This window comes from Pseudomonas karstica (genome assembly GCF_009707515.1).
Lineage (GTDB): Bacteria > Pseudomonadota > Gammaproteobacteria > Pseudomonadales > Pseudomonadaceae > Aquipseudomonas > Aquipseudomonas karstica.
Map to the genome: position 1 here is coordinate 67,979 of NZ_WLYI01000008.1, position 20,354 is coordinate 88,332.

Annotated in this window: 17 protein-coding genes and 1 pseudogene; 5 read left to right on the forward strand and 13 right to left on the reverse strand. The window is 60.0% G+C overall.

Annotation, left to right across the window (positions count from 1 at the left end; genetic code table 11):
• Positions 1–3: 3 nt before the first annotated feature.
• The 3 genes and pseudogenes from GIR22_RS07920 to GIR22_RS07930 all read right to left on the reverse strand — a co-directional run bounded on the left by GIR22_RS07920 (position 4) and on the right by GIR22_RS07930 (position 1,870).
• A complete protein-coding gene (locus GIR22_RS07920; protein WP_033050408.1) occupies positions 4–162 on the reverse strand; it encodes a YqaE/Pmp3 family membrane protein in 159 nt (52 codons plus the stop codon).
• Positions 163–259: 97 nt separating this feature from the next.
• Positions 260–409: pseudogene (locus GIR22_RS07925) on the reverse strand (helix-turn-helix domain-containing protein); the annotation flags it as partial.
• 180 nt (positions 410–589) lie between these two features.
• Positions 590–1,870 (reverse strand): aspartate aminotransferase family protein, encoded by a 1,281-nt coding sequence (locus GIR22_RS07930; RefSeq protein ID WP_154742797.1) that lies wholly within the window; start codon positions 1,868–1,870, stop codon positions 590–592.
• 209 nt (positions 1,871–2,079) lie between these two features.
• Here GIR22_RS07930 and GIR22_RS07935 point away from each other — a divergent pair, with 209 nt between their 5' ends.
• Complete coding sequence (locus GIR22_RS07935; RefSeq protein ID WP_154742798.1) at positions 2,080–2,979, forward strand: LysR family transcriptional regulator; 900 nt, start codon at positions 2,080–2,082, stop codon at positions 2,977–2,979.
• A 227-nt stretch (positions 2,980–3,206) separates the two neighbouring features.
• Here GIR22_RS07935 and GIR22_RS07940 read toward each other — a convergent pair whose 3' ends face one another.
• From GIR22_RS07940 to bioB, 10 genes are all read right to left on the reverse strand, one after another.
• Entirely contained in the window at positions 3,207–4,994 is a 1,788-nt protein-coding gene (locus GIR22_RS07940; RefSeq protein WP_154742799.1) for an acyl-CoA dehydrogenase C-terminal domain-containing protein, read from the reverse strand.
• A 214-nt stretch (positions 4,995–5,208) separates the two neighbouring features.
• Positions 5,209–6,993 (reverse strand): acyl-CoA dehydrogenase C-terminal domain-containing protein, encoded by a 1,785-nt coding sequence (locus GIR22_RS07945; protein WP_154742800.1) that lies wholly within the window; start codon positions 6,991–6,993, stop codon positions 5,209–5,211.
• A 90-nt stretch (positions 6,994–7,083) separates the two neighbouring features.
• On the reverse strand, positions 7,084–8,376 hold the full coding sequence (locus tag GIR22_RS07950) for a GGDEF domain-containing protein (protein WP_154742801.1): 1,293 nt from the start codon (positions 8,374–8,376) through the stop codon (positions 7,084–7,086).
• Between the two features lie 204 nt (positions 8,377–8,580).
• On the reverse strand, positions 8,581–10,386 hold the full coding sequence (locus GIR22_RS07955) for a phenylacyl-CoA dehydrogenase (RefSeq protein WP_154742802.1): 1,806 nt from the start codon (positions 10,384–10,386) through the stop codon (positions 8,581–8,583).
• Between the two features lie 242 nt (positions 10,387–10,628).
• Complete coding sequence (locus tag GIR22_RS07960; protein ID WP_154742803.1) at positions 10,629–10,901, reverse strand: pyrroloquinoline quinone biosynthesis protein PqqE; 273 nt, start codon at positions 10,899–10,901, stop codon at positions 10,629–10,631.
• Between the two features lie 106 nt (positions 10,902–11,007).
• Positions 11,008–11,688, reverse strand: a complete 681-nt coding sequence (bioD, locus tag GIR22_RS07965; RefSeq protein ID WP_154742804.1) for a dethiobiotin synthase — start codon at positions 11,686–11,688, stop codon at positions 11,008–11,010.
• On the reverse strand, positions 11,685–12,497 hold the full coding sequence (gene bioC / locus GIR22_RS07970) for a malonyl-ACP O-methyltransferase BioC (protein ID WP_154742805.1): 813 nt from the start codon (positions 12,495–12,497) through the stop codon (positions 11,685–11,687). Before bioC ends, bioD begins: the two co-directional genes overlap by 4 nt.
• Positions 12,490–13,221: an alpha/beta fold hydrolase gene (locus tag GIR22_RS07975; protein ID WP_154742806.1), complete on the reverse strand. Its 732-nt coding sequence runs from the start codon at positions 13,219–13,221 to the stop codon at positions 12,490–12,492. Before GIR22_RS07975 ends, bioC begins: the two co-directional genes overlap by 8 nt.
• Complete coding sequence (gene bioF / locus GIR22_RS07980) at positions 13,214–14,392, reverse strand: 8-amino-7-oxononanoate synthase (RefSeq protein WP_154742807.1); 1,179 nt, start codon at positions 14,390–14,392, stop codon at positions 13,214–13,216. Before bioF ends, GIR22_RS07975 begins: the two co-directional genes overlap by 8 nt.
• 41 nt (positions 14,393–14,433) lie before the next feature.
• On the reverse strand, positions 14,434–15,489 hold the full coding sequence (bioB, locus tag GIR22_RS07985) for a biotin synthase BioB (protein WP_154742808.1): 1,056 nt from the start codon (positions 15,487–15,489) through the stop codon (positions 14,434–14,436).
• 92 nt (positions 15,490–15,581) lie between these two features.
• Here bioB and GIR22_RS07990 point away from each other — a divergent pair, with 92 nt between their 5' ends.
• The 4 genes from GIR22_RS07990 to GIR22_RS08005 all read left to right on the forward strand — a co-directional run bounded on the left by GIR22_RS07990 (position 15,582) and on the right by GIR22_RS08005 (position 20,177).
• On the forward strand, positions 15,582–16,319 hold the full coding sequence (locus tag GIR22_RS07990) for a ComFC family protein (RefSeq protein WP_154742809.1): 738 nt from the start codon (positions 15,582–15,584) through the stop codon (positions 16,317–16,319).
• A gap of 64 nt (positions 16,320–16,383) precedes the next feature.
• Positions 16,384–17,148 (forward strand): TOBE domain-containing protein, encoded by a 765-nt coding sequence (locus GIR22_RS07995; protein WP_154742810.1) that lies wholly within the window; start codon positions 16,384–16,386, stop codon positions 17,146–17,148.
• Between the two features lie 69 nt (positions 17,149–17,217).
• Complete coding sequence (locus tag GIR22_RS08000) at positions 17,218–19,122, forward strand: PhoX family protein (RefSeq protein ID WP_154742811.1); 1,905 nt, start codon at positions 17,218–17,220, stop codon at positions 19,120–19,122.
• Positions 19,123–19,202: 80 nt separating this feature from the next.
• Positions 19,203–20,177: a serine/threonine protein kinase gene (locus GIR22_RS08005; protein WP_154742812.1), complete on the forward strand. Its 975-nt coding sequence runs from the start codon at positions 19,203–19,205 to the stop codon at positions 20,175–20,177.
• The last annotated feature ends 177 nt before the right edge of the window (positions 20,178–20,354 follow it).

Here is a 20,354-nt window from a genome sequence, read left to right on the forward strand (position 1 = left end):
GCTTCAGCGTTTGGCGATGATGTACACCGCATGCACGATGCCCGGGATATAACCGCACAAGGTCAGCAGGATATTCAGCCAGAACGCGCCGCCGAACCCCACTTGCAGGAACACACCCAAGGGTGGCAGCAGAATAGCGATGATGATACGAATGATGTCCATGGGTTCAGCTCCAAAAATCGGCTCGTGTGAGCCGTACAGCTAATCGACCATGGGCGTTCGGCAGGGTTCAGTGGGAACTGGCTTGTGGCCATCTTTCTCAGGCCAAAATTTCCAATCCATGCTTGTTCACGATACTCAACAACTTGAGCGCCATGCCGCTGGGCTGCTTTTCGCCCGACTCCCACTGCTTCACGGTGGAGGCGCTGGTGTTCAAGTAACGGGCAAACACAGGCTGGCTGACATGACGCAAAATCATCTTGCTCACGGCCGGCAGTCCTTGCCGATACCCGCTAAAAAGCCATTGTTTTCGTCGGCGCTCAAGCACACTTTGCGACGTGCAAATCGCCGAGACAAAAAAACGCCCCCAGCCAAAGGAATCAGGCTGGAGGCGCCGCGTATACCGCGAGACGGTTCAGGAAATAGGGAGCTAAACGGCGATACCCTTGCGGCATTGCAGCTGTGCGGTGTGCACTCGGGCGAAGGCCCGGGCCAGGCGCAGGAGCATTTCATCGATGTTGCTTTTGCTTAACGTCAGGGCCGGGGTGAAGCGCAGGCAGTTGGGCTGCGGGGCGTTGAGGATCAAGCCTTCGTAAAGCGCCGCTTTTATCACGGCATCGGCAGAATCATCCGACAAGGTCAGGCCCCATAGCAGGCCTTGGCCACGCAGTTCACCCTGGTCGTAGCGATAAGCCAGGCGGGCAAGCCCCTCCTTCAGGTAGTGACCTGTCTCGCGTACGTGTTCAAGAAAGCCACTGCCCAGCACACTGTCGAGCACCGCCACACCGGCCGTCGCCATCAGCGCGTTGCCGTGATGAGTGCCTTCCAGCTCGCCAGGTTCAAAACAACAAGCCTTGCCTCGGGCCAGCAAAGCCGCCAGGGGTACGCCACCGCCCAGGCCTTTTCCAAGGGTAATGATGTCGGCGCGTACGCCATAGTGTTGTTCAGCAAGCAAGGTGCCGCAGCGGCCAATACCGGTTTGCACTTCATCGAGAATCAGCAGGATCCCCAGCTCACGGCACAGGCGCTCGACGCCCTTGAGGTAATGCCCGGTTGCCGGGATAACCCCGGCCTCACCCTGGATCGGTTCCAACATGATGGCCACCGTTTGCGCATCCACCGCCGCGTGCAGCGCCGGCAGATCGTTGAACGGGACGTGGCTGAAACCTGGTAACCGGGGTTCGAAACGGTTTTCGCGGGCATCGGCCGACGCTGACATCGCGGCAAAACTGCGACCGTGGCAACCGTTGCTGGCGGTGATGATTCGATAGGCACCGCCGCGATATAACTGGCCCCATTTGCGCGCCAGCTTGATCGCCGCTTCACAGGCTTCGGCACCGCTATTGAGCAGGTAGGCCTGATCGCTGCCGGTGCTCTGGCACAGGCGATTGGCCAAGCTCAGTTGACTTCGATTGTGCAGGCCGCCGCCAGGGTTGATCAGCGCCTGCGCCTGTTCGGCCAGCGCTTTGGCCAAGACCTGAGGGCTGTGGCCAAGGCTATTGGCAGCACCACCCTGGGTGAAATCCAGGTAAGCACGGTCGTCGCTGTCCCACAACCAGGAACCCTGGCCGCGCACAAACACTTGAGGCGGTCGGACGATGCTGGGCATCAGGCATTCACTGGAAAGTTCGTCACGCAACATTGGCGTTTCAGGCACCAGTATCAGGTCATCGAGGCTGGGTGCAGGCCGACGCAGATTGAACAGGTTCATGGGCGTAACCTTTTGGCAACCAGACGTTCGTCCGTATCGCCTCTCAATCTTGGCATGAGGTTTTTTGTATTGCCTATGTAAACAGCATCAACATAAACAGTGTTCATTATGCGTTCCGGCCCTGTAAGCCTCGTGAATAGGCGCTAGAATAGGCGCCTTGAGGGCATGCAGCCATTTCGATTTTCCAGCTTTTTCGATAAGAATTACTTATGGATTTCAAGCAACTGCGTTATTTCGTCGCGGTGTACGAAGAAGGCCACGTAGGGCGTGCTGCGGAACGTCTGTCGATCTCGCAGCCGGCCTTGTCGCAGCAGATCCGCCAGCTTGAGCAGAACCTCGATGTGAGCCTGTTTGAACGCAGCAGCAAGCGCCTGCTGCCAACACTGGCCGCCCACACCTTATACAACCATGCCCTGCCCTTGCTCGACGGTATGCAGCAGGCGGTGGAGGCCCTGCGCAACTTCAAGGGCCAGGCGTTACGCACCCTGGCCATCGGTGTGTTGCAAACCGTGCACACCAGCCTGGTACCGCAGATGCTGGAACGAGTGCGCAAGGCCCAGCCGCATCTTGTCGTGCAAATCTACGAATTGACTGGCCTGGAGATCGAGCGGCGCCTGCTCAATGGCTCGCTGGACATTGGCATCAGCTACCTGCCGCCTCGCCAACCCGGTTTGCACGGAGTGCTGCTCTACGAAGATGAATTGAAGGTAGTGATTCCCTCTGACCACCCGCTGCGTGAATTCAAGAAAGTCTCTCTGAAGCAGGCCGCCGAATTGCCGATGTTGCTGCTGGGGGAAGAGTTTCAGGTGCGCCAGATCTGGCAAGGGCAGTTGGCCAACCTCGGTCGACGACCTCAGGTGCAGGCGGAGCTGAATACCATGGTGGGGATCCTCGACAGCTTGCCCCATACCAAACTGGCCACGGTGCTGCCTGGGCGCTCCCAGGATGAACACAACAGTAAAGCGCTGCTGTGGAAGCCCCTGAGCGAACCCCGGGTACCCTTGAAAGTGGGGTTGGTGTGTCGGGATGTACAGCGTCAGCAAGCCACGCTTGAGTTGCTGCGTGCACTGCTCGAAGACGTGATGAACGCCCCGGACGGAATGGCCTGAACTTTTTCGCGGCCAAAAGAAAACCCCGCCGAAGCGGGGCTTTGCAGACTGTTTCCCTGACATCCATTTCACTCCGCCATCCTGGCAGAATCCTACGTGTCCGTGTTGTTGCTTTGCGCTTCCTGCGCGACGTCCATGTGAAGTAGATTATCCATGGATCCAATCCAGCGATAGAGGACGATTAGCAGTACGTCATGTAAGAGAAAGCTTACATACCGATACCCTCGTCAGAACTGCGCTTCATCCAGCAGATACAGCGACTCACTGCCGGCCTTGACCGACGCACTGAGGGACTTAATCCGCGGTAACAAGCGGGCGAAATAGAAGCGCGCCGTCCCCAGTTTGCTGGCGTAGAAATCTTCCTGCTGCTCTTTGCCCAATGCAGCCTTGGCCATCAAGGCCCACATATAGGCATACGCCATGTAACCGAACGCGTGCAGGTACTCCACCGATGCCGCGCCGATTTCATTGGGATTGGATTTGGCGCGGTCCAGCACCCAGGCGGTCAGTTCATCAAGGTCATCCACCGCCGCATCCAGCGCCTGGGTGAACTCGGCCAACTCGGCCAACTCGGCGCCAGCGGTCGCGGTGAAATGGCGAATCTCATCGGCGAACACGGTATAGAACGCCCCGCCACTGCCAACGATTTTGCGACCCACCAGGTCCAAGGCCTGGATGCCGTTAGTACCTTCGTAGATCTGGGTGATGCGCACGTCACGCACCAATTGCTCCTGGCCCCACTCACGGATGTAGCCGTGGCCGCCGAAAACCTGCTGGCCGTGGACGGTGGTTTCCAGGCCCAAATCGGTCAGGAACGCCTTGGCCACTGGGGTCAGCAACGCCACCAGGTCATCGGCGCGTTTGCGAGTCGCGGCGTCCTCGCTGAACTTGGCGGTATCCAACTGCATCGCCACGTAGGTGGAGAACGCACGACCTCCTTCGTTCGAGGCTTTCATGGTGAGCAGCATGCGCCGTACGTCCGGGTGGACGATGATCGGGTCAGCGACCTTATCCTTGGCCTTGGGGCCGGTGGGCGAACGGCTTTGCAGGCGATCACGGGCGTATTCGATAGCGTTCTGATAAGAGCGCTCGCCGGAGGCCAGGCCTTGGATACCAACCCCGAGGCGCTCGTAGTTCATCATGGTGAACATCGCGGCCAAACCACGGTTCGGTTCGCCCACCAGATAGCCCACGGCTTCGTCGAAATTCATCACGCAGGTGGCGGAAGCCTGGATGCCCATCTTGTGTTCGATGGAACCACAGGTTACCGGGTTACGTGCGCCCAGGCTGCCATCGGCATTGACCATGAACTTGGGCACCAGGAACAGCGAGATGCCCTTGGGACCCGCCGGTGCGTCCGGCAACTTGGCCAGCACCAGGTGAATGATGTTTTCGGTAAGGTCGTGCTCCCCCCCGGTGATGAAGATCTTGGTGCCGCTGACCTTGTAGGAGCCGTCCGCTTGCGGCTCGGCCTTGGTCCGAATAATTCCCAGATCGGTCCCGGCATGGGACTCGGTCAGGCACATGGAACCGGCCCACACACCGGAGTACATGTTCGGCAGGTAAGTCGCTTTGAGTTCTTCGCTGGCGTGGGTGTTGATCGACACGCAGGCCCCGGAAGTCAGCATCGGGTACAGGCCGAAGGCCAGGCCGGAGGAATTGATCATCTCCTCAACCTGGGCCGAAACCGCCTTGGGCATGCCCATGCCACCATAGACGGGATCACCGCCAACACCAACCCAACCGCCTTCAGCGTAGGTTTTGTAAGCTTGCTGGAAACCGGCCGGGGTACTGACCGCGCCATTCTCCCAGCGGCAACCCTCTTCATCGCCACCACGACTGAGCGGGGCAATGCTTTTGGCGGTGACTTTACCGGCCTCCTCGAGAATCGCCTCGACGGTCTCGGCATCGACGGTGTCCGCCAGTGCCGGCAGTTGGGCCCAAAGTTTGGCAACCTCGAAAACCTCGTTGAGGACGAAGCGCATATCGCGCAGCGGCGCTTTGTAGTCAGCCATGGCAAACCTCGTGAAACTTTAAAGTGATTCGGTGGGGTCGGTTTTACAGACCCCGAGTGTACCCGAACAACTTTTGAGACACATAGGGTCCACTTGTGACCATAAGGTTTTTACTGGTCACAATAAGCTTCTGTCGCCGCAGTCGATGCCTGCGATAAGCCCCAAAGTCTTAAACCTCGCGCCTCTGCGGGGCGATCGCAGGCTTCGCCAGCGGCTACAAGGCAAACATCTGCGCCGGCAAACTCATCAGGCACTCGCTGCCCGCCTCCACCGCCGCTCGATGCGCAGCTGTACGCGGCAGCAAACGCTTGAAGTAGAACTCACAGGTTGCCAACTTGCCCCGGGCATAGTCGCCCTCGCTACTGCCGGTCTCCAGTTGGGCCTGAGCCACCAACGCCATGCGCAACCACAGGTAGGCAAGGATGATGTAACCGCTGTACATCAAGTAATCCAAGGCCGCCGCGCCCACTTCATCAGGGTTCTTCATGGCAGCCATGCCGACCTTGACGGTCAGTTCGCCCCACTGCTGGTTCAACTCGTTGAGCTGCGCCACATAAGCCTTGAGTTGCGGGTGGTCAACATTGGCGACACAGAACCTGTGGACGATTTTGGTAACCCCTCGCAGCAGCTTGCCCTGGCTCCCGAGGACCTTGCGCCCCAGCAAGTCCAGCGCCTGGATGCCATTGGTGCCTTCGTAAATCGGTGCAATCCGGCAATCCCGTACCAACTGTTCCATGCCCCATTCGCGAATAAAACCGTGACCACCAAACACCTGCATGCCGTGGTTGGTCACCTCCAGCCCGGTTTCGGTCATAAAGGCCTTGCAGATCGGCGTGAGGAACGCCAACAAGTATTCGGCCTCCTGGCGCTGGTTCTCATCACGGCCCAAGTGCGCGGTATCCAGCAGTTGCGCGGTGAAATACGTCAGCGCCCGGTTGCCTTCATTGAACGCTTTCATGGTCAACAGCATCCGTCGTACATCGGGGTGGACGATGATGGGGTCGGCGACCTTTTCCGGGGCCTTGGCGCCGGTCAGGGAGCGCATCTGCAAGCGCTCATTGGCATACTTGATCGCCCCCTGGAAGCTCGCCTCGCCCAGGCACAGCCCCTGCATCCCGGTGCCCAATCGCGCATGGTTCATCATGGTGAACATGCAGGCGAGACCCTTGTTGGCCTCGCCAATCAGAAAGCCACGGGCACCGTCGAAGTTCAGCACGCAGGTGGCCGAAGCCTTGATGCCCATTTTGTGTTCAATGGAGCCGCAACTGACAGCGTTGCGCTCGCCGGAACCGGCCAGGAACTTGGGCACGATAAACAGCGAAATACCTTTGGTGCCGGCGGGCGCATCCGGCAGCTTGGCCAGCACCAGGTGGATGATGTTTTCACTCATGTCGTGCTCGCCGGCCGAGATGAAAATCTTGCTGCCGGTGATTGCATGGCTGCCATCGGCCAGAGGCACGGCGCGCGTCTTGATGATGCCCAGGTCCGTGCCGCAATGGGCTTCAGTCAGGCACATGGTGCCGGTCCATTGGCCAGCGGTGAGTTTGCTCAAGTAGGTATTTTTCTGCTCCTCGGTGCCGTGGGCATGGATCGCCGACATGGCACCGTGGGTCAGGCCCGGGTACATGCCCCATGAGGTGTTGCTGGAGCCAATCATCTCGCTCAGCATCAGCCCCAGAGACAGCGGCAAGCCTTGCCCGCCATAAGCGGGGTCCGCCGCCACGCCGTGCCAGCCACCTTCGACGTATTGGGCGAAGGCCTCCTTGAAACCTTTCGGGGTCGTCACCACGCCGTTGTCGAAATGGCAGCCTTCTTCATCCCCCGGGCGATTCAGCGGCGCCAGGACGTTCTCGCAGAATTTCGCGCCTTCTTCGAGGATCGCGCTGACCATGTCCGGGCTGGCATCAGTCGCCCCCAGGGCTGCGTAGTGGCCATGAAAGTCAAAGACGTGATCGATCAGAAAGCGCATGTCGCGCAGGGGAGCTTTGTAGTCAGGCATGATGATTTCTCCGGCGGCAGATGGCTTCAAGCTACTGCCGCGCTGAGCCTCGGACAATCACTGTAGGGCCGCTGAATACACCGCCATCACTCATCCGGCAGCGCCATTGAGGCGCACGGCACCTCGACGGTTCTGCCCCGATGCCACCACGCAGTTACGCCCGGCGCCCTTGGCGTTGTACAGCGCCTGGTCGGCGGCTTTGAGCACCTCTTCCGGGCTGCGCTGCTCGGCCAGGCGCTCGGCAACGCCGATGCTCACGGTCACCGAGACATTGGAGGCGCCATTGCCCGCCCGGCGCTGGCGCCCCTGCTGATCATCCTGGGGACGGTTATCCGGGTTGCGCAACTTAATATCGTAAGTGGCAATGATCTCGCGGATCTCTTCCAGGTGCGGCAGGCACTCCTCGAGGCTCTTGCCGGCAAACACCACGGCAAACTCTTCGCCGCCATAGCGATAGGCCCGGCCGCCACCGCCGATCTTCGACAACTTGCTGGCGACCAGGCGCAACACTTGGTCCCCGACATCGTGGCCGTGGGTGTCATTGAACCGTTTGAAATGGTCCACATCGCTCATGGCCAACACATAATTACGCCCCAATCGTTGCAGGCGCTCATTGAGGGCACGACGCCCCGGCAACCCCGTCAGTTCATCGCGAAAAGCCATTTGATAGGCTTCGTGGGCAACACCAGCGGCGATCATCAACATGACCTGGCTGCACATGATGTTCAGGGTAAACGGCAGGATAAAGGTCTGGGGCAACATCCAGAACATCCCCAGCACCCCCACCAATTGCGCGGCATGCAAGGGTCGGGGCTGGCGCCAGTACTGCACCGCCAGCGCGATAAAGCCAATGAGAAACATCGGGTAGGACAGTTGGATCAAACTCATCCAGGCGCCATGCAACGCTGGCCAGCGAATCTGCGCCAACCCGCTCAATAAAGCCTGGGAATAACGTTGTTCCAGAGCCAGGGCCACGCTGCCTAGGGCCAACAGCACCGCACAGCGGGCGACAAAATCGCGGAACAGATGGGTTTTTTCCTGCCAAAGCGCATAAATGCTGAACAGCAACGGTAATAACAGGCAACACAGATGAAACACTACCGCCGCATCGTCTCGGACGCGGCCGTGGTCGCGGTAGTAATCGGTCTGAGTGTCCAGCAGGAAATAAGCGACGTACACCGTGATCATCAGAAACAACTCACGCTGGCGACGGTACACCGCGCAATACGAGCCTCCCAACAACAGCACCAACGTGGGCAGGACGTTGAACAACGAGATGAAGAAAACGTTGAGGTCCTTGACATATGCAGCCGATAGCCCGGCCAGTAACAACAGCAGCGAGGGGAGAAAGTGACTGAAACGTACAGCTGACACGCGTGACAAGGAAAAAGCTCCGGGCCGACAGACAGATGGCACTGTGCCTTTATCAAGCCCAGTTAAGCACACCCGACGCAATAGATGTCATATTGATATCACTTTAACGGCAGCCTGAGCCAATCCCTGAGCGTTGCGCCAGGGTTTTTTATCACCCATGAAAAAGCCGCCGCTCCCGAAAGAGCGGCGGCTTTGAAGTGGAGCCGGTAAGGCTTAGTAGCCCAGGTCGAAGTGCTCTTCTTTCATGTCCATCAGGTTGTTGGCGCCCGACAGCATGGTTGCAACGTGCGTACGGGTACGCGGCAAGATGCGCTGGAAGTAGAAGCGCGCAGTCTGCAGTTTGGCTGTGTAGAACGCCTCTTCGCTGGTGCCGGCAGCCAGTTTCTCGGCAGCCAGGCGGGCCATGTCAGCCCAGAAATAAGCCAGGCAGGCGTAACCGGAGTACATCAGGTAGTCCACCGAAGCGGCACCGACTTCTTCACGGTCTTTCATGGCCGCCATGCCGACCTTCATGGTCAACTCGCCCCATTCCTTATTCAGCGCGGCCAGTGGTACGACGAACTCGTTGACCGCTTCGTTGCCTTCGTTGGCCTGGCAGAACTTGTGGACAATCTTGGTGAAGCCCTTGAGCGCTTCGCCCTGTGTCATCAAGACTTTACGGCCCAGCAAGTCCAGGGCCTGGATGCCGGTGGTGCCTTCGTACAACATTGAGATACGGCTGTCGCGAACGTTCTGCTCCATGCCCCACTCGGCGATAAAACCGTGGCCGCCGTAGATTTGCACACCGTGGTTGGCAGACTCAAAGCCGACTTCGGTCATGAACGCCTTGGCGATCGGAGTCATGAATGCCAGCAGCGCGTCAGCCTGTTTCTTGGCTTCGTCGTCGGTACCGTACTTGACGATATCGACCTGCTTGGCCGTGAAATACACCATCGCGCGGTTGCCTTCGGCAAATGCCTTCATGGTCAACAGCATGCGGCGCACGTCGGGGTGCACGATGATCGGGTCAGCGGCCTTGTCTGGCGCTTTCGGACCAGTCAGGGAGCGCATTTGCAGGCGATCACGCGCATATTTCAGGCCGCCCTGGAAACCGATTTCGGCATGGGACAGGCCTTGCAGCGCAGTACCCAGGCGAGCGGTGTTCATAAAGGTGAACATGCAGTTCAAGCCTTTGTTCGCCGGGCCGATCAGGAAACCGGTGGCCGCGTCGAAGTTCATCACGCAGGTGGCGTTACCGTGGATGCCCATCTTGTGTTCCAGGGAGCCACAGGACACGGCGTTGCGCCCGCCAATCGAGCCGTCGGCGTTCGGCAGGAACTTGGGCACGATAAACAACGAAATGCCTTTGGTGCCAGCCGGTGCGTCCGGCAGGCGAGCCAGCACGATATGAACGATGTTGTCGGCCATGTCGTGTTCACCGGCCGAGATGAAGATCTTGGTACCCGTGATTTTGTAGGAACCATCCGCTTGAGGTTCGGCCTTGGTGCGCAACATGCCCAGGTCGGTACCGCAGTGGGACTCGGTCAGGCACATGGTACCGGTCCACTCGCCCGACACCAGTTTGGTCAGGTAAGCGTCTTGCTGCTCTGGGGTACCGTGTTCGGAAATAGTATTCATCGCGCCATGGGACAGGCCTGGGTACATGCCCCACGACCAGTTGGCTTCGCCGACCATCTCGCTCACAGCCAGGCCGAGGGACTCCGGCAGGCCTTGGCCGCCGTGTGCCACGTCATGGGCCAGGCTTGGCCAGCCGCCTTCGACGAACTGTTTGTAGGCTTCTTTGAAACCCGTAGGGGTCTTAACGCCTGACTCACTCCAGGTGCAACCTTCGATGTCACCCACGCGGTTCAGCGGTGCCAGCACCTGCTCACAAAACTTGGCGCCTTCCTCGAGAATGGCGTCAACCATATCCGGGGTAGCGTCCTGGCATGCCGGCAGGCTCTGATAGTGCGCTTCGTAGCCGAGCAGTTCGTCACGAACGAAGCGAATATCACGCAAGGGGGCCTTGTAGTCAGGCATAGCGATAAACCTCTGCTGATGAATCTGGGATGAACAACCGCGTGGAGTTGCAGTAGCGGTCAAACAGTTGTTTGAAACATACGTTTACGACCCTACCTTGTCAAGCGCGCGACCACTGCCGTTTGTCATGACGCCGGTAAACGCCAGGCACAGCAAGGCCTACAGCGAAATGCCGGATAAAATTCCAATGGGTAGATTCTTTATGTAGGAACGAGCTTGCGACTACAAGAGCACAGGGGAGTTCAGGCGTAGGTGTCGATCAGCGTCCCAAGCATTTCATCGGAGGCCTTGGCGATTTTCACACCCAGCTCCACTTGAAACTTACCGGCGGCGATTTCGAGCATATTGCTGGCCGAATTCGAAGAATCTGCCGACCGCAAACGGTCATTTTGCGCGTCCGAAGGCTGGCTGATGGCGGCGCTGGCAACCTTGCCGGCGGCCTGGTCGACGCGGTCCTGCCCGGACTGAATGCTGCTCAGCCCCGAATAAAACGCGCTGCTTCCAGAGATTTCCATGGCTTTAACCTGCCTTCAGAGAACCGTGAACGGGCATTGAAGCAAACATCCTGGTAAAAGACCCGTCAAAAACGCTAATGGCACAATGCCTTATCCATAGAAAAAACTAGTCAAGCAAGTCCAACTGCAAGTATTCAGCGACGGCTTCAGCACTCGGCTGCTTGAGTTTTGGCACCCTTCCCAGGCAGGGCGCAGGCAGTCGCTCAGCCAACGTGGCGAGGTTCTCCTCCAGGCGAGAGGTCTTGGGGTCGATGATATTGGCCACCCATCCTGCCAGAGACAAGCCGTCCCGGGCGATGGCCTCGGCGGTCAGCAAGGCGTGGCTGATGCAACCCAGGCGCACGCCCACCACCAGAATCACCGGCAGCTTCAATGCCTTGGCCAGGTCCGACAGGTTGGCCTGGTCGGCCAATGGCACGCGCCAGCCACCCGCGCCTTCAATCAAGGTGAAGTCTGCCTGGTTGGCAAGAAGCTGTTGCATGGGCGCGAGCAAGGATTGAACAGTCAACTCAACGCCGGCTTCACGGGCCGCCAGATGCGGCGCAATAGCTGGCTCGAACGCCACCGGATTGACCTGGGTATAACTCAGGGGCAACGAACACTCGGCCAGCAACGCCACGGCATCAGCGTTACGCAGGCCCTTGGGTGTCACCTCGCAACCCGAGGCCACCGGTTTGCCGGCCGCCGTGGTCTTGCCCAATTGCCGGGCGGCATAGAGTAAACCGGTAGCAATGGTGGTCTTGCCAACATCGGTATCGGTACCCGTAATGAAATAAGCAGCGTTCATAGCGGTTTCTCCAGTACGGCATACACCACTTGATAGGTGGCCGGCAGGCCTTGGGCCTGACGGAGCTGCTCATAAGCTTCAACCAGTGCAACAATTCGTGCCCGACCGGTAAGGCCTCCCGGGCGCCCGGGGTTCAGGTTGTGCGCCCCCAAAGCTTTCAGTTCGTGAGTCAGGCTGCGCACATCCGGGTAGTGCAGCACATGTGGGACTTGCTCCAGGTTCAGGACCCGCAACCCACTGGCATCACATAACTGCTGATAAGTACTGAACGGCCGGAAGCGATTAACGTGAACCATGCCATCCGCCGCCCGCCAGCTTTCTCGCAGTTCATCCAGTGTCCCGACGCACAGGCTGGCAAACGCCAGCACGCCACCTGGCTGCAACACCCGACTCGCCTCGCTGAGCACCGCGGCGAAATCGGAGCACCACTGCACCGCCAGGCTGGAGAAGATCAGCTCGCAATTGCCATCGCGCAACGGCAACCGCTCGGCATCACCGACGATAAAATGCTCGGCGCCGCCCAAAGGCCGGGCATGTTTGAGCATACCCTCGGCGATATCCAGCGCTAAACCTTGGCTGGCTGGGAACGCCTGATCCAGCGCGCGGCAGAAATACCCGGTGCCGCAGCCCAGGTCCAGCCAGCGGCGTGGCGCAATCTTTTGTGGCAAGCGTCGCAACAACTCACCACCCACCGCGCGCTGCAGCTCGGCGACGCTGTCATAACTGGCTGCGGCACGGGAAAAGGACGCCGCCACCTGGCGCTTGTCCGGCAAGGCGCCTGGCAGCGGGGGATGGGACAAGTCAGTCATCATGGCTCTCATGCAAAAAAGCCTGGATCGCCCCCGCCACACCGTGGGGGTCTTCCAGAAGAAAAGCGTGGCCGGCCTGTTCAATCAGGCCGATTTCAACATCCGGCAGTAGCCTCAGCAGGTCGCTGGCAGCCTCGGCGGGCACCAGGCCGTCCATCCCGGCAAACAGATGCAATTGCGGACCACGAAAAGCCTGCAAGGCTTCACGCGTATCCAGTTGGGCGAGTAGTTCAAGGCCGGCCATCAGCATTGAAGACGGTGTATTCGGCGCACCGCTGACCAGCAAGCGTGCCAAGCCTCGTGGATCTTGCGCACCCTTGGCACACAGCAGGCCAAAGCGCTTGAGGGTCATTTGGGAATCGGCATGGCAGCCGGCAAGGAATGTGTCGAAGGTTTCGCCAGGCATCGCGCTTGGCCAATCGTCGCTGGCGACAAAACAGGGATTGCTGGCCAGGGTCAATAAGCCGCAGCAACGATCACCCCGGCGTGCCGCCAGTTCGGACGCAAGCATGCCCCCCAGGGACCAGCCGCCGAGCCAGGCGTTATCCGCCAGAGTGGCATCGAGTTCGTCGAGCCATTCATCAAGGTCGCTGGAAGCCAGCGTCGGCAATGGTTCGACCTGCACCCGCAAGTGCTCGTCCAACCCTTGTAGCGCCGCCGCCAACGGTTCCATTGGCGATACACCCAGGCCCCAGCCGGGCAGTAATATCAGTCGATCACGCATGGCCGGGCTCCTGGCCTAAAAGGCGCAAACACGCTTCCAATGCATTTAACAATAGCTGCACCTGGGCCTCACTGTGGGCCGCCGACAAGGTCACCCGCAGACGGGCGCTTCCGGCGGGCACGGTAGGCGGGCGGATCGCCGTCACCATCAGCCCGTGCTCGCGCAGCATCTGTGACAAACGAATCGCCCGGGCGCTGTCGCCAATCATGATCGGCTGGATCGGCGTAAAGCTGTCCATCAACTCCAGCCCAATTTGCTCCGCGCCCTGGCGAAATTGACGGATCAAGCCATTGAGATGCTCACGACGCCAGTGCTCGGTGCGCAGCAATTCCAGGCTTTTGAGCGTCGCGCAGGCCAGCGCCGGCGGCTGGCTGGTGGTGTAGATATAAGGCCGGGCGAACTGGATCAGGCTTTCAACCAATTCTTCGCTGCCTGCGACAAAAGCCCCGGCGGTACCGAACGCCTTGCCCAGGGTACCCACCAGCACCGGTACGTCTTCCTGGCTCAAGCCAAAATGCTCGACAATCCCGCCACCGTTGGCGCCCAACGGGCCAAAGCCGTGAGCATCATCGACCATCAGCCAGGCGCCCCTGGCCCGGACTTCACGGGCCAGGGCCGGCAAGTCGGCGAGGTTGCCATCCATGCTGAACACGCCGTCGGTGACCACCAGCGTATTGCCGGTGGCTTTCTCCAGGCGCTTGGCCAGGCTCGTGGCGTCGTTGTGCAGATAACGATTGAAGCGCGCGCCGGACAACAATCCGGCGTCCAGCAAGGAGGCGTGGTTGAGGCGATCTTCCAGCACTGTATCGCCTTGCCCCACCAACGCCGTGACCGCGCCCAGGTTAGCCATGTAACCCGTGGTAAACAGCAAGGCGCGCGGACGGCCTGTCAGGTCGGCCAACGCTTCTTCCAGCTCATGGTGCGGCGTGCTGTGGCCAATCACCAGGTGCGAAGCGCCACCGCCCACGCCCCAACGGGACGCGCCGGCGCGCCAGGCTTCAATGACGTGTGGGTGATTGGCCAGGCCCAGGTAGTCGTTGTTGCAGAACGCCAGCAACGGCTGGCCATCCACAACCACTTCCGGGCCTTGGGGGCTTTGCAACAGCGGGCGCTGGCGATAAAGGTTTTCTTTACTGCGGGCAGCGAGACGCGCGGCGAGATCAAAAGACATGCAGGCCTCGGTAAATCAGAAATGAATCAAAACCTGTAGTCCTAAACCGCCGCGTTATAAAACTGCCCGCTGACCGATTGCTCCACCAACGCCTGCTCAATCGCCGCCTGGTGCACTTCATCGGCGTGCTCTTCGCGCGCCTCCGGCAGAATCCCCAGGCGTGAGAACAGTTGCATGTCCTTGTCAGCCTGCGGGTTGGCAGTGGTCAGCAATTTGTCGCCGTAGAAAATCGAGTTGGCACCCGCGAAGAACGCCAGGGCCTGCATTTGCTCGTTCATCGCTTCGCGACCGGCAGACAGGCGAACGTGCGATTGCGGCATCAGGATGCGCGCCACGGCCAGCATGCGGATGAAGTCGAACGGGTCGATGTCCTCGGCATTTTCCAGCGGCGTGCCGGCGACCTTCACCAGCATGTTGATCGGCACCGACTCCGGATGCTCCGGCAGGTTGGCCAGTTGGATCAGCAAATTGGCGCGGTCGTCGAGGGACTCGCCCATGCCGAGGATACCGCCAGAGCAGATCTTCATCCCCGAATCACGCACATAGGCCAGGGTTTGCAGGCGCTCGCCGTAGGTACGGGTCGTGATGATGGAGCCGTAGAACTCCGGCGAGGTGTCGAGGTTGTGGTTGTAGTAGTCCAGGCCGGCCTGGGCCAGGGCTTCGGTCTGGTCTTGATCCAGGCGGCCAAGGGTCATGCAGGTTTCCAGGCCCATGGCCTTGACGCCTTGGACCATCTGCAAGACGTAGGGCATGTCTTTGGCCGAAGGATGTTTCCACGCAGCGCCCATGCAAAAGCGGGTCGAACCGATGGCCTTGGCGCGAGCGGCCTCTTCAAGGACCTTCTGCACCTCCATCAGCTTCTCTTTTTCCAGGCCAGTGTTGTAGTGGCCCGATTGCGGACAATATTTGCAATCTTCCGGGCAGGCGCCGGTCTTGATCGACAGCAAGGTGGAAACCTGGACCCGATTGGCATCGAAATGCGCGCGGTGCACGGTCTGCGCCTGGAACAACAGGTCATTGAAGGGCTGGACAAACAACGCTTTGACTTCGGCGAGAGACCAATCGTGACGCAGGTTGGCAGTGGTACTGGCGCTCATGGGCGATTCCTTGTTTATGCTTGGGCAAGCGCTGCGGGAAAGGTAATACCCACAGGCACGACACGGATGCTCGGCATATTTAAGGAAGATTTATGCGCTGTCAACCTGGTAACAAACACGAAGTCTACATCTGGTCAAAAAACAATCAACACTGTTTAATCTGTGATGAACCCACCGAAACAACCCAATCGATCTGCAACGCCTGCGAAACCGAGCTGCCATGGTTGATGGATCAATGCGCAGTCTGCGCCCTCCCCTTGCCTATGGAGGGCTTGATCTGCGGCCAATGCCAGCAACGGCCCCCGGCATTTAAACAAGTGACAGCGCCCTGGACCTACAGCTTTCCCATCGACAGTCTGATCAGCCGTTTCAAGCATCAAGCCAAATGGCCGCTGGGGCATTTGCTGGCTCATCTGTTGGGGCAGTTCCTGCAAGATCTCTTCGAGAACGCCGAACTTGACCGGCCCGATTACCTGCTGCCGGTGCCCATGGCCCGTAAACGCCTGCAAGAAAGAGGCTACAACCAGGCCTCGATGCTTGCGCACTGGCTGAGCAAAGACCTGGGTATTCCCGTTGAGGAGCATCTGCTCCTGCGCCCTCACGAAACCCTGGCCCAGCAGGATCTGGACGCCAAGACCCGCAAACTCAACCTGCTCAAGGCCTTTGCCCTGAACGACAGCGATCAGGTCCAGGGCCGCCACCTGGCCCTGGTGGACGACGTGCTGACCACCGGCGCCACCGTCGACAGCCTGGCCCGCCTGTTAATCAATGCCGGCGCACGGCAGGTCGACGTGTACTGCCTGGCCCGTACACCTAAACCGGGCACGTGACTTGACTCCGGCGCGCCCTACCCGCAACGTCCTGCCATTCCATCGAAGCGTGTAACCGTTCGCCATGCCTTTACCGACCCTGCTGAGCCAGCACATCGTCCGTCGCCCCCAGCGCATTGCCTTGTTGCAACACATCGCCGAGCAGGGCTCCATCACACGGGCGGCAAAAAGCGCCGGGCTGAGCTACAAAGCCGCCTGGGATGCCATTGATGAGTTGAACAACCTGGCGCAAAAACCGCTGGTGGAACGCAGTGTCGGCGGCAAGGGAGGTGGGGGCGCGCGATTATCCGCTGAAGGCGAACGGGTGTTGCGTCTTTACCAACGCCTGCAAGTGCTGCAAGCCCAGGTACTGGACACCGCCGAAGACGCCAGCGACCTTGACCTGCTCGGCCGCCTGATGCTGCGCACCAGCGCCCGCAACCAGTTGCATGGCAAAGTCATCGCCCTGGACAACCATGGCCGCAATGACCTGATCCGCCTGGAACTGGCCGCCGGCCTGACCCTTGATGCACAGATCACCCATGACAGCACCCTGCGCCTGGAGTTGGAGGTTGGCACAGAGGTGGTGGCGTTGATCAAGGCGGGCTGGCTGGAAATCATCGCGGCCGAACACGCCGCACTACCTGGGCACAATTGCATGAGCGGCAACATCGAGGCCATTCTCGATGGGGACGACGGCCCCAGCGAGGTCCGGATCGTCCTGCCCAATGGTCAGGTTCTATGTGCCCTGGCGCAGCCCGACGAGCTCACGGCCCTGGGCGCTGGTGCCGGAAAAGCCATCCAGGTGCAGTTCGCGCCCAGCAACGTATTACTGGGCATACCGGCATAAATTAAAACTGCAACAATTTCGTCATGGCCAGTCCTTAAGGTGTCTGCAAAACCCGCAGGGAACCTGACTATGAGCCTATTAGAAGAAAACCAAGCCACCGACCTGGAACAGATGGCCGGCCTCAGCCGCCGCCGCTTTATCGGTGCCGGTGCCCTGTGCGGTGCCGCAATGTTCCTCGGTGGCAACCTGCTGACTCGTAGCGCCCTGGCCACCGGCGTCAGCAGCGCCTCCAATAGCCCATTGCTGGGCTTTGCCAGTATTGCCGCCGCCACTAGCGACACCCTTACCTTGCCACCGGGCTACACCTCATCGGTACTGATCAGTTGGGGCCAGCCCCTGCACAAGAACGCCCCGGCCTTCGATCCCAGCGGCAACGGCACGGCCAAGGCCCAGGAACAGCAGTTCGGTGACAACAACGACGGTATGAGCCTGTTTCCATTCCCTGGCGACAACAACCGGGCGCTGATGGCAATCAACAACGAATACACCAATTACCACTACCTGTTCGCCCACGGCGGCGCGCCGCAATCGGCCGAAGACGTGCGCAAGGCCCTGGCCAGCGAAGGCGTATCGGTGATCGAAATCAAACGCCAGGGGGACAACTGGCAGTTCGTCCAGGACTCGCCCTACAACCGGCGTATCCACGGCAACTCGCCCCTGCGCCTGGGCGGACCGGCGGCCGGTCACGACTGGCTGAAAACCAATGCCGACAAGAGCGGGGAAAAGGTCCTGGGTACATTCCAGAACTGCGCCAACGGCAAGACCCCGTGGGGCACTTACCTGACCTGCGAAGAAAACTTCACTGACTGCTTCGGCAGCAGCAACCCACAACAAGCCTTCGACGCCGGGCAAAAACGCTATGGTGTGGTGGCCGCCAGCAAAGAAATCAACTGGCACCTGCACGACCCGCGCTTTGACATGGCGAAGAACCCCAACGAACTCAACCGTCATGGCTGGGTGGTGGAAATCGACCCGTTCGACCCCCAGTCCACCCCGGTCAAGCGCACCGCCCTGGGCCGCTTCAAGCACGAAAACGCAGCCCTGGCCGAAACCCGCGATGGCCGCGCCGTGGTGTACATGGGCGACGACGAACGCGGTGAGTTCATCTACAAGTTCATCAGCCGCGACAAGATCAATCACCAGAACCCCAAGGCCAATAAAGACCTGCTGGACCACGGCACTCTATACGTGGCGCTTTTCGACGCCGGCGATGGCAATGCCGAGCACCCTAAAGGCCAGGGCCAGTGGGTCGAGTTGACCTTCGGCAAGCACGGCATTGATGCCAGCAGCGGTTTTGCCAACCAGGCCGAAGTGCTGATCCACGCCCGCCTGGCCGCCAGCGTCGTGAAAGCCACGCGCATGGATCGCCCGGAATGGATCGTGGTCAGCCCTACCGACGGCCAGGTGTATTGCACCCTGACCAACAACGCCAAACGCGGCGAAGAAGGCCAACCGGTGGGCGGGCCAAACCCGCGGGAGAAAAACCTCTACGGCCAGATCCTGCGCTGGAAGGCCAACGCCGATGATCACGGTGCTCTGGATTTTTCCTGGGACCTGTTTGTAGTGGCCGGTAACCCGGGCGTACATGCCGGGTCGCCCAAGGCTGGTTCGTCCAACATCAATCCACAAAACATGTTCAACAGCCCCGATGGCCTGGGCTTCGACAAGGGCGGGCGGCTGTGGATTCTCACCGATGGCGACTACAGCAACAGTGGCGACTTTGCCGGCATGGGCAATAACCAGATGCTCTGCGCCGATCCGAGTACCGGTGAGATTCGACGATTCATGGTTGGGCCGGTGTCGTGTGAAGTGACGGGGATCAGTTTTTCGCCGGACCAGAAAACCCTGTTTGTGGGGATTCAGCATCCGGGGGAAACGGGTGGTTCGACCTGGCCGGAGCATTTGCCCAATGGCAAGCCGCGGTCGTCGGTGATGGCGATTCGGCGTGAGGATGGCGGGATCGTCGGTGCTTGATCCGGCCCCCCACCTATCTGGCCCGGTGTGCGCTACCATACCCGGTCGGACGCGGCGCCCTGCTGCGCGCAGGAGTTCGCATGGCCCACCCGTTTGAAACACTTACCCCTGACCTGGTGCTCGACGCTGTCGAGAGCATCGGTTTTCTCAGTGACGCCCGCATCCTCGCGCTCAACAGCTACGAAAACCGTGTCTATCAGGTCGGCATCGAAGACAGCCAACCCTTGATCGCCAAGTTCTACCGGCCCCAGCGCTGGACCAACGAAGCGATCCTGGAAGAACATCGTTTCACCTTCGAGCTGGCCGAGTGCGACGTGCCGGTGGTAGCACCACTGATTCACAACGGCGAAAGCCTGTTCGAACACCAAGGTTTTCGCTTCACCCTGTTTCCCCGTCGCGGAGGCCGTGCGCCGGAACCGGGCAATCTCGATCAACTGTATCGCCTCGGGCAACTGCTGGGCCGCTTGCACGCGGTCGGTTCCACTCGTCCGTTTGAACACCGCGAAGCCCTGGGGGTGAAGAACTTCGGACACGATTCCCTGAGCACCCTGCTGGAAGGCAACTTCATTCCCAAGAGCCTGCTGCCGGCCTACGAGTCCGTGGCCCGCGACCTGCTCAAGCGCGTGGAAGAGGTGTATCAGGCCACTCCCCACAAGAACATCCGCATGCACGGCGACTGCCATCCCGGCAACATGATGTGCCGCGACGAGATGTTTCACATCGTCGACCTCGACGACTGCCGCATGGGGCCAGCGGTGCAAGACCTGTGGATGATGCTCGCCGGTGATCGCCAGGAATGCCTGGGGCAGTTGTCGGAATTGATGGACGGCTATCAGGAGTTCCACGATTTCGACCCACGCGAGCTGGCGCTGATCGAACCCCTGCGCGCCCTTCGCCTGATGCATTACAGCGCCTGGCTCGCACGCCGCTGGGACGACCCGGCGTTCCCCCATAGCTTCCCGTGGTTTGGCTCCGAGCGGTATTGGGGTGATCAGGTGCTGGCGTTGCGCGAACAGTTGTCGGCGCTCAACGAAGAACCGCTGAAATTGTTCTGACCCCGCTCGTTCCCATGCTCCGCGTGGGAATGCCTCTTGGGACGCTCCGCGTCCCGCCATGCGCGCACGACTCAAGCCTTGTGCAAGGTGCGACGCAGAGCGTCACGGGCTGCATTCCCACGCAGAGCGTGGGAACAATCACTAAATCCATTTACAATCGCGCTTTGTTAGCTGCCT

Bases quoted from the DNA above. Each gene is read 5' to 3' on its own strand.
- GIR22_RS07935 (WP_154742798.1), top strand. From the start codon at position 2,080: ATGGATTTCAAGCAACTGCGTTATTTCGTCGCGGTGTACGAAGAAGGC.
- GIR22_RS07975 (WP_154742806.1), bottom strand. From the start codon at position 13,221: ATGCGTGATCGACTGATATTACTGCCCGGCTGGGGCCTGGGTGTATCG.
- GIR22_RS07960 (WP_154742803.1), bottom strand. From the start codon at position 10,901: ATGGAAATCTCTGGAAGCAGCGCGTTTTATTCGGGGCTGAGCAGCATT.
- GIR22_RS07945 (WP_154742800.1), bottom strand. From the start codon at position 6,993: ATGCCTGACTACAAAGCTCCCCTGCGCGACATGCGCTTTCTGATCGAT.
- GIR22_RS08000 (WP_154742811.1), top strand. From the start codon at position 17,218: ATGAGCCTATTAGAAGAAAACCAAGCCACCGACCTGGAACAGATGGCC.
- GIR22_RS07940 (WP_154742799.1), bottom strand. From the start codon at position 4,994: ATGGCTGACTACAAAGCGCCGCTGCGCGATATGCGCTTCGTCCTCAAC.
- GIR22_RS07930 (WP_154742797.1), bottom strand. From the start codon at position 1,870: ATGAACCTGTTCAATCTGCGTCGGCCTGCACCCAGCCTCGATGACCTG.
- GIR22_RS07995 (WP_154742810.1), top strand. From the start codon at position 16,384: ATGCCTTTACCGACCCTGCTGAGCCAGCACATCGTCCGTCGCCCCCAG.
- bioD (WP_154742804.1), bottom strand. From the start codon at position 11,688: ATGAACGCTGCTTATTTCATTACGGGTACCGATACCGATGTTGGCAAG.
- bioF (WP_154742807.1), bottom strand. From the start codon at position 14,392: ATGTCTTTTGATCTCGCCGCGCGTCTCGCTGCCCGCAGTAAAGAAAAC.
- bioB (WP_154742808.1), bottom strand. From the start codon at position 15,489: ATGAGCGCCAGTACCACTGCCAACCTGCGTCACGATTGGTCTCTCGCC.
- GIR22_RS07920 (WP_033050408.1), bottom strand. From the start codon at position 162: ATGGACATCATTCGTATCATCATCGCTATTCTGCTGCCACCCTTGGGT.
- GIR22_RS08005 (WP_154742812.1), top strand. From the start codon at position 19,203: ATGGCCCACCCGTTTGAAACACTTACCCCTGACCTGGTGCTCGACGCT.
- GIR22_RS07990 (WP_154742809.1), top strand. From the start codon at position 15,582: ATGCGCTGTCAACCTGGTAACAAACACGAAGTCTACATCTGGTCAAAA.
- GIR22_RS07955 (WP_154742802.1), bottom strand. From the start codon at position 10,386: ATGCCTGACTACAAGGCCCCCTTGCGTGATATTCGCTTCGTTCGTGAC.
- bioC (WP_154742805.1), bottom strand. From the start codon at position 12,497: ATGACTGACTTGTCCCATCCCCCGCTGCCAGGCGCCTTGCCGGACAAG.